The organism is Vibrio sp. Of7-15, from assembly GCF_022347565.1.
GTDB lineage: Bacteria > Pseudomonadota > Gammaproteobacteria > Enterobacterales > Vibrionaceae > NORP241.
Genome location: NZ_JAKRGH010000011.1, coordinates 26301 through 35523 on the forward strand (window position 1 = coordinate 26301; position 9223 = coordinate 35523).

The window sequence follows — 9223 nt, forward strand, 5'->3', positions numbered from 1 at the left end:
ATGTCACCTTTAGATGTCTCATGGCATGAATTGATTACTTAAACTACCTCCATAAGCAAATGAAACTAAAAATAACGTTCTATGAGGTAAATTATGATGTCAAATACAGCATTAATCACAGGTGCATCTGGTGGTATTGGTCTTGAACTTGCAAAAATTCACGCTCAAAAAGGTCGAGATCTGGTGCTAGTCGCACGCTCTGAAGCAAAACTTATCGCCCTAAAAAATGAGCTTGAAGCAGAACATGATGTCAACGTGCATGTCATTACTTCTGATCTGTCTCAACCGGAAGCCGCACAATCTTTATTTGATAAAACTGAAGCACTTAGCTTACAAATAGATATATTAATCAACAATGCTGGTTTCGGTGGTCATGGTAAATTCCATGAGCGCTCCCTTGCGGATGAACAATCCATGATGCAGGTAAACATGGTGACACTAACTAATCTTACTTACCTATATTTAAAAGGCATGATCGAGCGTAACCATGGAAAAATCATGAACGTTTCCTCTACAGCATCATTCATACCAGGGCCTTTGCAAGCGGTATACTACGCAACCAAGTCGTATGTAACTTCATTTAGCCAAGCGATTGCTGAAGAAGTAAAAGACAGTAATGTAACCGTGACAGCTCTTTGCCCCGGTACGGTTGCCACAGGTTTTGCTGCTGCGGGTAATTTGGAAGAAGTTGATGCATGGAAAAATGCAAAATCACCTCAATCTGTCGCAGAGTGTGGTTATAATGCGATGGAAGCAGGTGAACTAGTCACATTCAATGAATCATCACTAAAATTCCTACTGAACTGGATCATCCCGCTGTTACCACGTAAAACAGTGCTTAAAATATCACGCCAATTTATGGAAAAGAACTAGCTTAGGTTGAAGTATTGAGATGAAAAGAGCAGATAAATTTGTCATTCCCCCCAACTGGAAAGTTCTATGCAAAGATTTAGGGGTCGATCTTCAAGTTGCTCTGGGTTATGCGGATCTCCCCTTAGCCCTGTTTGAGCAAAAAAAAGTACAGCTGTCTCCTGCTCAATACTTTCAATTGTGGTACGGAATCAATAAGGCCAGCCAGGTACAAGGAGTCGAGTTTGCTCTAAAGCTTGCAGAAGTGATGAGCTTGGAGTCCTTTGACGTGCCTATTTTTGCGGCGATTTGTAGCCCTAACTTGAATTCAGCGCTTAAGCGATTACAAGAATACAAACCGTTGATCGGCCCAATGGAGCTAAATTTAACCATCACCGACATAAGGACTGAACTCAATATTAGCTGTTATGGGTATACTGGCGCACTGCCAAACTGCGTGAACCTGAGCGAATTGGTATTTTTTACACAGCTTACACGCTTAGCAACTCGACAAAGTATCAAACCGATAAAAGTGGTTTTACCAGAGCTACCGCAAAACTTAGCTGCCTATACTGACTATTTTGGTTGTGATATCACGCTAGGTAATGAAACTACACTGGTGTTTTCCAATGAAGATGCACAAATCCCCTTTCTGACTGATAACCAAACTATGTTAAACGTCTTCGATCAGGAAATTCGCAAAAACCTTGATGCGATGACAAAGAATCAAGCAACATCTAGCGCGGTTTATACTCACCTTCTAGAGTTACTCCCACAAGGAAAAAGCTCCATCGAAACGTTGGCATCACGCATGGCGATGAGTAAACGAACTCTGCAACGAAAGTTGTCCGCAGAAGGAAGCAGTTACCAGTTAATTCTACATAAAGTCAGGGAAGAACTGGCTCATTACTACTTGAAGGAAACGGAACTACCGATTGGTGAAGTCTCTTTCTTATTGGGTTTTCAAGAATCAAATTCGTTTATTCGAGCGTACACTTCCTGGACAGGGGTTTCACCTGGGCAAGTGAGAAACTAATGCATGGGATATTTGACCAACTCAAATTGATGACAAGCAATCCGTGAATCAAGCGACCTGCCTTAGTCATCTGCGTACCGTCATTTTTATGAGGCACGCAGAATGCGCAATAAATTACCCCCTAACGCTCATTATTATCGATGATGAAATAACGCGGGTAATATTAAGCGAGCCATGGGGCGAAGATTTATCGCTCTGCTGAATACGGGTCTTCCGCTAATAGATAAGCTCGAAGATCAGATTTATTCGGGTGATTATCTATCCATTTTCGGATCTCTTGAGCTTTGGTGTATGACTCTTGACCAAACTTATCCGCATACAGAGCACTAAAGTTTTCTTTTGCTGCATTCATACGGATATTTTTTTGCCACTGTACAGTCAGCACGGCATTTAATGAACCAGCCAAGCCATCTTGTTTGATTAAATCCCATTCGCCTTTATCTAGCCATATACCACCGACTGGGCTGCTGTAATCTAAGCGATGAGAATTTTTCGAGGTTATGCGGAATTTGCGCATAATGGTTCCCGATTGTGGACAAAGCAAAGCGGTTTCGGTATCAACAACTTCACAAGATACTTCTTCTGTCGCAGGGTACTCTGGATTATTCTCTTTCCATGACACGTAATCTTCAACTAGGATCCAGTTACCACCGCACTCTGTGCAAGTATGAGCCCTGAATAAACCATCAATAAAACTAGGTGATAAGACACCAACCTTACAACTTGTACATTTCATTATTCAATACATCCTTACTTCAAAATAACATACCGTGGAGCTACCCATACTTTGCCATACCACGCTTTTACTTCAGATACTGGCAGGCAGGTAATTCAGCTTTAGCCCTAATGTAAACGCATGATATTACTTGTTTTAATCTTAGTAAACCACCAAAGTCCACGGCGATGAAGGAATAGACAGTCCGATTGATGATACAAAGAGTACTATAAACTGGCTTTATGGCCGTTTGATAACAAAACCCTTTTCAATTCTAGGCTGAAACCCCACTTTCTCATACAGCTTATGAGCAGAAAACCGTGTTTCGCCGGAAAGTAATACCACTTTATAGCAATTTAATTCCCAAGCTAGCTCTAACGCTTTTTCTAAAACCCGCTGACTTAGCCCTCTTCGACGATAATCTTCACTGGTAATGACGTGTTCAATAATCCCAAAAGGCTTACCTGCGTTTGTCACGGTAGGCACGATTGCTAACTGACAAGTAGATACCAATTGACCATCGATTTCTGCAACCACCAGCTTTGAATGAGGATCGCTTTGCATTTCAGACCAGATAGAAGAAACATCGTCAGGGCTCACAACGGGATCATGACTGCGCAGCTCGCGGTACAAGGTTAAAACACCATCGAGATCGCCCTTTTTAGCAAACCGAATCAATTCCATTTCATTTTTCCTTTTTTAAGCCCTGAAGCACAAACTGTGAGTTATTGTGGGTAAATAATGCTTAATCTTTTTTAATATCAAACAGCTGACACGGCGTTCCTTGATGGTATTTCAGTTGCCATTGAACCCCTGTCAACACCCAAATGGATGAGCGCTTAGCAAAGTCACTTATTTCACCACGTTCATTCACCGACGCTGATTTATACAATAGTAGCTGAATGGACGGTTCAAGTTGAATACACTCAAAATCTTGCGAGTGAATACGACTTAATGATGGATCTTCTGCTTCCATCATCTCGACAATACTTTGAAAGTCGTAACTGCTTCCAGATTTACCGACCTCTTTAAAGCTCGGGTGCAATAAACGAGCAATTTCAGCCTTGTTCTGCCGAATGTCATATTGATGAAGGGCGATTTCCTGCTCAATTAAAATATCCATGTTACCTCCATTCAAGCCCCGCCATGTAATCTACACACTTTGTAATGAAACCTCATGTAAAGCCAATTTATACGCCGAACATGCATCAACACTTAAATATCGTTTCATACTGTCAAATAAGTGAAATAGCTCTGCGCCATACTGAGCTTTAAACTCATCACTTGTATAAACGAGTTCAAGTTCATTGGCTACCGTTAGTTCACACAGTAATCTCGCCTGCTCTATGGTTAATTCAAATAATACACCGCTAAATCTGTCTCTAAATTGAATAAAGCGAGACTGACCAAACTGAGGAAAGACATAATCTCGGTCGCACGAGCAATACAAATAGACCAATGCTTCAGCTTCTATACCAATGATTTGTGCAATATCCTGTCGCTGGGTTAACGACACCATTTTTTCATCAAAACCGGCAGTACCGTAGGCAGCATGAAATAACCCAGCAACTCGCAAAGTTTCATCTGCGCCCCAGCTCTTAAGTATCGATTCAGTTCCTTTTAGATGCGCTTCCAACGATCCATTTATGTGCTGAAAATCACCGGCACCAATGGCTTTAAGCGCTGCAAATTGTTTATCCATAGACTCTGCCTTTGTTTCTACTCTCTTAATGAGTACTTTTGATTAATTACCCAAACGGCTTATAAAATAATTTATCCTATACTACCCAGTAATTCTCTTTGACATATTATACCCACTAATCGAAAAACCAACGTCTTGATACAATTTCAACGCCCTTTGGTTATGATAAGCCACTCTTAGAATCATATTTTATCCTTTTCAAATACTTTATTGCGCGATCCATCGATACTCAATATCTTGCAGCCCTTCTTCATTTTCAGTATTTCCACCACCAGCAATAAAACCATGGCGTTCATAAAAAACTTGGGCTTTTTTGTTCACTTCAAACGTTCTTAATGTCAAAGAACCACTTGAATAAGATTTGGCTAAATTCAATAAGTAGGCGCCTATTCCCTGTTGCTGAAACTCTATCCCGACATACAGTTGACTCACTTCATAGGAATTAGAAGCTATGAATGCAATTGGTTTAGAGGATGTCACCTCAACAACCACCCGCACATCGTGACTTTTCGTCAAAATGTGTTGTAAAAAGTAAGCTTGTGAATCAAATGCGTGGATAGGCGGTTGCCTTATGGCTTGCTCCATTGACGTGCGCCATAGTTCTGTTACTTCAGAAATGTGTTCTTCTTTTAGTTTTTCAACATTGAACTTGATCAAATCCATTTTGTCCTCAACTGGCATTCCTGCAATATATTTCCTTATCGGGCTTACATTTTCGTACTTTTTGTCATGGTAGTTTCTGACACGGAGTTACCGTCAATTCGATAGTAATCTTGAATTTCGCCGATGGTGTGAAAGCCGCACTTTTGATACAGTTTTTTTGCAGGAAAGTTGTCGGAAAGCACATTTAAATCAAGCCAATCAATGCTCGGAGTCTTATAACAAAAAGCGAGCACCGTACTCACCAACCGCTCACCGATCCCTTGTTTACGGCATCGACGATCAACACCCATTCCTAATAGCACACGATGGAAGGAAAACTCGTCACCATGATGACGTAAATCAATATGACCTTTTATATTTCCTAAACTGTCTTTTGCTAACCAGAGTTTACGCCAACCAGAGCAACCTATATTGACATCAAACCCATTTCTAAACTTATTGCGAGTCTGTTCAGAAACCTGCTTTTCACTTTTCGGTATTGGCTGAAATAAAAAAGAATGAGATTCCCCATTCTCTTCTAAATGAGTACTAAGGTATGCAAAGAAAGCTTCTAAATCAGATAATGAGGCTTCGACAATGTTCATCCTCTTCCTTTTTAATTATTGACGATAATACGTTTTCACTTTCAGGCTTATACTAAAAGTGCCAAGTTAAATATACGTATTTACTGTACTAAGATTGATTATTGAATTAAGCACAAATAAAAGTAAGTACTGTCTCTTTTGTCACAGAATATTGTCCCTGTATTTTCCAGCCCTCACTGAAATCTTCATTCAGCCCCCAAACTAAAGCAATTTCAAAGCGTCCTGTATTAGGGGCTATCCAGCTGACCCTAGCATATTCAAACCCAAAGAACGTTTTAACCAGTGGGTATAATGCTTTATAAAGGCTTTCCTTCGCCGAGAAGATAATAGTGAGCCCTGCTTCAAAAGTCAGTCCACTTTCCGTTATCGCAGCCCTCTCTTGTTCATCAATAATCTGATAAGCCAGATCTTGAGCTAAATTGGGGTCTATCCACTCTTCTAAATCCAGCCCGAGTAACTGGTGATCTTTACTGTAAGCCACGGCCGCCATTGCTTCTGTATTCGTGTGAGTGATAGACCCTATAATACCTTCAGGCCATATAGGAGCACGATCTACGCTCGTCGGAATTTGAGCGCTATATTGAGTTAACTTTTTCAAGGCATCACGAGCAACATAACGCCCAGCTAAATATCCAGCCTTACGCTTGATAACTGCGTTATGTAAAATAGCTGGTGACTCTATTTCATATTCACTAAAAAGTTGTTGATGATATTCAGACGCCTGAAACTTAGCATGAGTACAAACCACACGCTCAGACTTGAAAAGAAGTGGATTATCGAAGGACTGTATAAACGGGGGTTGTGCCATGTTATTACCTAGTTAATAAATAGAGATCGGGTGCATATTTTTTGATGTGTATTGAAGGTTATCACCGCCAATCAATATACCTTATTGATAATAAAAATTTAAGTAACCACTCCATCAAAATAAAAAGCAACCAGCCTTTGAATATAAGGCTGATTGCTTTTTAGAGCAGTTATTACTAATACATTTTTGTCAATACTTGCTCCATTTTATCGAGTCCTTTTGTTAGCGTCTCAACTTCTATGGTCAGGGGCGGCAGTATTTTTAAAACGCTGTCTTTGGCACCGCACGACTCAACCAAAAGGCCATTAGCAAACAATTCATTAGCAACTTGCTTCGCGACATTCGCTTCTGGAATTTCTAAGCCCCAAACTAAACCTCGCCCTCGAATTTGCAGGTTCAGAGCGGGATAGTCCGCTTGCCACTGGCGTAACTTGTTATGAATTAGCTCACTTTTTATCGCAATATCTTGGGCAAGATCTTCTGTTTTCCAAAAACTTAAAAGCTCGGTTGCCGCAACAAATGCCAAATTATTTCCTCGGAATGTTCCAGTGTGTTCGCCAGGCAACCATTTATCCCACTCCGGCTTGATCAAGTTTAAAGCCAATGGAAGACCACCACCGATCGACTTGGATAAGCACACAATATCGGGCACAATTCCGGCGAACTCAAAACTAAAGAAGTCGCCCGTTCGACCGTTACCCACTTGGATATCGTCCACAATCAGTAAAATATCGTGTTTGCGACATAAAGCCGCTATCGATTGCAGCCACGCTTTTGAAGCAGGATAAATACCACCTTCACCTTGAACGGTTTCCAAAATAATGGCCGCAGGCAAAGCCACGCCACTGCTGGTATCTTCAATCAACTGCGTTAAATGTGCCGCAGTATCAACCTCTGCCCCAAAATACTGATCGTACGGAGCGTGGTACACATTACTCCTCCCACCATAAACAGACTGATGATAATAATCATTGGCCGTTAATGCCAACGCACCAGCGGTCAGACCATGATAGCCACGAGTGAATGCCACCACATTTTTACGACCAGTTACTCGACGAGCCAGCTTTATCGCGGCTTCCACTGCATTTGTCCCAGTAGGGCCAGTAAACTGAATTTTGTAATCCAACCCACGTGGTTGAAGAATCACTTGATCAAAACTTTCAAGAAATCGCTGCTTTGCTACCGTCGCTTTGTCCAAGCTGTGCATGATGCCTCGTTTCTCCAAGTAGCTCATAATAGCATCAAGCATCGGTTTGGGGTTATGACCATAATTCAACGTCCCCGCTCCGGCAAAAAAATCGATATACTCTCTGCCCCTGTCATCCCAAATAATGGCATTTTCTGCTCTATCAAATACCGCAGGAAACGATCGGATATAACTTCTTACTTCAGATTCCAAACTTTCAAAGGCTTGCATGCTATTCCCTATATAATATTTTGTTGTGACTATTAATAACGTTGAATTGAACTAAGCGAAATTATTGGCGCTTAGAAAATTTATAAAACACCCCAACACTCAGGATGATCATGATCCCGCATATGCCGTATAAAAAAACAATACCTCGCCCCGGGCCAACACCAATAAAGTGACCTAAGCTGTCGGTTAAAGGTCCATTTACCGCAAACAAGGGTTCAAAAAGGTAATCCGCCATTGGCCCAGCAATTAGAAACGCCAACGGTAAAGAAATTTGTGACACTAAGGTTTGAATACTCAATACTCGACCTTGCAGCTCTTTTGGCACGGAGGTTTGCCAAATCACTTGATTTACGCTATCCACCATCACAAATAACATGGTGAGTGACAGCACAATGCCTGTCAGTATCCAAATCGTTAATTGAGGATCGACAAAAATAACGGTGGTATTGATAAGCAGTAACCCTATAACAAAGAGCAACCCACAGAGCAGAGCAACCTTGTTATTCATGTCATTAAATAACACTAATAATGCACTGCCCACTAAGGTTCCGACCCCTGCTGCCGTCATCACAGTACCTAGCTCTACAACACTAGAGAAGCTCAGTACCAAAGGCGTTAGCAAAACATGAACAATACCAACACTAAAGTTAATCGCTCCCATAAAGAGCAACAAGGTTAAGAGCTTAGTATGGTTCACTAAGTAACGAAGGCCATACATAAGTTGGCTTTTTGTGCTGGTTGGTTGGTCCGTGTTCGGCTCTGCCCTGCCATCTGATTTATTGATTTTTTTCACAATCAAAAGCAATAAACAGATAGCCGAAACAAAGCTCACAACATCGGCGATGAAAACGCCTTCCAGCCCGACAGACACAAGAAAAAAAGCCGCCAAAGCTGGCACCGAAAGCTCAACAACCCCCAAACCACCTTGAATGAAGCCCTGAAATTTAATCAGCTTGTTCTCTGGGATTAAAGTCGGGACCAATACCATAAAGCTTTGACTGATAAAGCCATTAAAAATCGAACCTATTCCGACAAATATCAAGATATACCAAAAATTGAGCACATCACTCGCGTACAGCAAGACTAAAGATAAAGTACAAACACCTGCGCCAGCATGCCCAAGTACCATCAATGTCCCTCGTGGGTAGCGATCGAGCAAAGTTCCAATAAAAGGGGAAAAAAGCAATTGTGGTGCCAGTGCTGCAAACCCAATAACACCGTATGCCGTTGCTGAGTTCGTTTGCTTATAAACCCATTGGCCCAAAGCAAAGTCGGTCATCAGCGTACCTAATAACGAAATGAGGGTCGCGCCCAACATCATAAAGAAAGCGACATTTCCCAAATAGACCCCATCATCTTTCTCCACATAAACCGCTTCTGTTTCATGAGACATAGTTATTACACTCGCTTTAATGAACTTAGCATCAGCCTCAACTACTTTGAGGCTGA

Annotated in this window: 11 protein-coding genes and 1 pseudogene; 2 read left to right on the plus strand and 10 right to left on the minus strand. The window is 41.4% G+C overall.

Annotated elements, in window-relative coordinates; translation table 11 throughout:
- Nucleotides 1–96 precede the first annotated feature (96 nt).
- Nucleotides 97–873 (plus strand): SDR family oxidoreductase, encoded by a 777-nt coding sequence (locus tag MHO82_RS13225; RefSeq protein WP_239184503.1) that lies wholly within the window; start codon nucleotides 97–99, stop codon nucleotides 871–873.
- A gap of 19 nt (nucleotides 874–892) precedes the next feature.
- The gene (locus tag MHO82_RS13230; protein ID WP_239184425.1) at nucleotides 893–1885 is read left to right on the plus strand and encodes an AraC family transcriptional regulator; all 993 of its coding nucleotides are present in this window, start codon (nucleotides 893–895) and stop codon (nucleotides 1883–1885) included.
- A gap of 187 nt (nucleotides 1886–2072) precedes the next feature.
- On the opposite strand, the gene MHO82_RS13235 is transcribed toward MHO82_RS13230, so the two are convergent.
- The 10 genes and pseudogenes from MHO82_RS13235 to MHO82_RS13280 all read right to left on the minus strand — a co-directional run bounded on the left by MHO82_RS13235 (nucleotide 2073) and on the right by MHO82_RS13280 (nucleotide 9167).
- Complete coding sequence (locus MHO82_RS13235) at nucleotides 2073–2621, minus strand: zf-TFIIB domain-containing protein (RefSeq protein WP_239184426.1); 549 nt, start codon at nucleotides 2619–2621, stop codon at nucleotides 2073–2075.
- A 219-nt stretch (nucleotides 2622–2840) separates the two neighbouring features.
- Complete coding sequence (locus tag MHO82_RS13240; protein ID WP_239184427.1) at nucleotides 2841–3284, minus strand: GNAT family N-acetyltransferase; 444 nt, start codon at nucleotides 3282–3284, stop codon at nucleotides 2841–2843.
- 61 nt (nucleotides 3285–3345) lie between these two features.
- A complete protein-coding gene (locus tag MHO82_RS13245) occupies nucleotides 3346–3723 on the minus strand; it encodes a DUF4440 domain-containing protein (RefSeq protein WP_239184428.1) in 378 nt (125 codons plus the stop codon).
- A gap of 30 nt (nucleotides 3724–3753) precedes the next feature.
- Complete coding sequence (locus MHO82_RS13250) at nucleotides 3754–4302, minus strand: DUF6817 domain-containing protein (RefSeq protein ID WP_239184429.1); 549 nt, start codon at nucleotides 4300–4302, stop codon at nucleotides 3754–3756.
- 81 nt (nucleotides 4303–4383) lie between these two features.
- Nucleotides 4384–4482 (minus strand): annotated as a pseudogene (locus MHO82_RS13255) (GNAT family N-acetyltransferase); the annotation flags it as partial.
- A gap of 27 nt (nucleotides 4483–4509) precedes the next feature.
- On the minus strand, nucleotides 4510–4965 hold the full coding sequence (locus MHO82_RS13260; protein WP_239184430.1) for a GNAT family N-acetyltransferase: 456 nt from the start codon (nucleotides 4963–4965) through the stop codon (nucleotides 4510–4512).
- 44 nt (nucleotides 4966–5009) lie between these two features.
- On the minus strand, nucleotides 5010–5549 hold the full coding sequence (locus MHO82_RS13265; protein WP_239184431.1) for an N-acetyltransferase: 540 nt from the start codon (nucleotides 5547–5549) through the stop codon (nucleotides 5010–5012).
- Between the two features lie 106 nt (nucleotides 5550–5655).
- Nucleotides 5656–6357: a 4'-phosphopantetheinyl transferase superfamily protein gene (locus tag MHO82_RS13270; protein ID WP_239184432.1), complete on the minus strand. Its 702-nt coding sequence runs from the start codon at nucleotides 6355–6357 to the stop codon at nucleotides 5656–5658.
- Nucleotides 6358–6532: 175 nt separating this feature from the next.
- Complete coding sequence (gene ectB / locus MHO82_RS13275; protein ID WP_239184433.1) at nucleotides 6533–7774, minus strand: diaminobutyrate--2-oxoglutarate transaminase; 1242 nt, start codon at nucleotides 7772–7774, stop codon at nucleotides 6533–6535.
- 61 nt (nucleotides 7775–7835) lie between these two features.
- On the minus strand, nucleotides 7836–9167 hold the full coding sequence (locus tag MHO82_RS13280; RefSeq protein WP_239184434.1) for an MFS transporter: 1332 nt from the start codon (nucleotides 9165–9167) through the stop codon (nucleotides 7836–7838).
- Between the last annotated feature and the right edge of the window lie 56 nt (nucleotides 9168–9223).

Coding starts and splice junctions, on each gene's coding strand:
- MHO82_RS13265 (WP_239184431.1), bottom strand. CDS start 5,549: ATGAACATTGTCGAAGCCTCATTATCTGATTTAGAAGCTTTCTTTGCA.
- MHO82_RS13280 (WP_239184434.1), bottom strand. CDS start 9,167: ATGTCTCATGAAACAGAAGCGGTTTATGTGGAGAAAGATGATGGGGTC.
- MHO82_RS13245 (WP_239184428.1), bottom strand. CDS start 3,723: ATGGATATTTTAATTGAGCAGGAAATCGCCCTTCATCAATATGACATT.
- ectB (WP_239184433.1), bottom strand. CDS start 7,774: ATGCAAGCCTTTGAAAGTTTGGAATCTGAAGTAAGAAGTTATATCCGA.
- MHO82_RS13235 (WP_239184426.1), bottom strand. CDS start 2,621: ATGAAATGTACAAGTTGTAAGGTTGGTGTCTTATCACCTAGTTTTATT.
- MHO82_RS13260 (WP_239184430.1), bottom strand. CDS start 4,965: ATGGATTTGATCAAGTTCAATGTTGAAAAACTAAAAGAAGAACACATT.
- MHO82_RS13250 (WP_239184429.1), bottom strand. CDS start 4,302: ATGGATAAACAATTTGCAGCGCTTAAAGCCATTGGTGCCGGTGATTTT.
- MHO82_RS13270 (WP_239184432.1), bottom strand. CDS start 6,357: ATGGCACAACCCCCGTTTATACAGTCCTTCGATAATCCACTTCTTTTC.
- MHO82_RS13230 (WP_239184425.1), top strand. CDS start 893: ATGAAAAGAGCAGATAAATTTGTCATTCCCCCCAACTGGAAAGTTCTA.
- MHO82_RS13225 (WP_239184503.1), top strand. CDS start 97: ATGTCAAATACAGCATTAATCACAGGTGCATCTGGTGGTATTGGTCTT.
- MHO82_RS13240 (WP_239184427.1), bottom strand. CDS start 3,284: ATGGAATTGATTCGGTTTGCTAAAAAGGGCGATCTCGATGGTGTTTTA.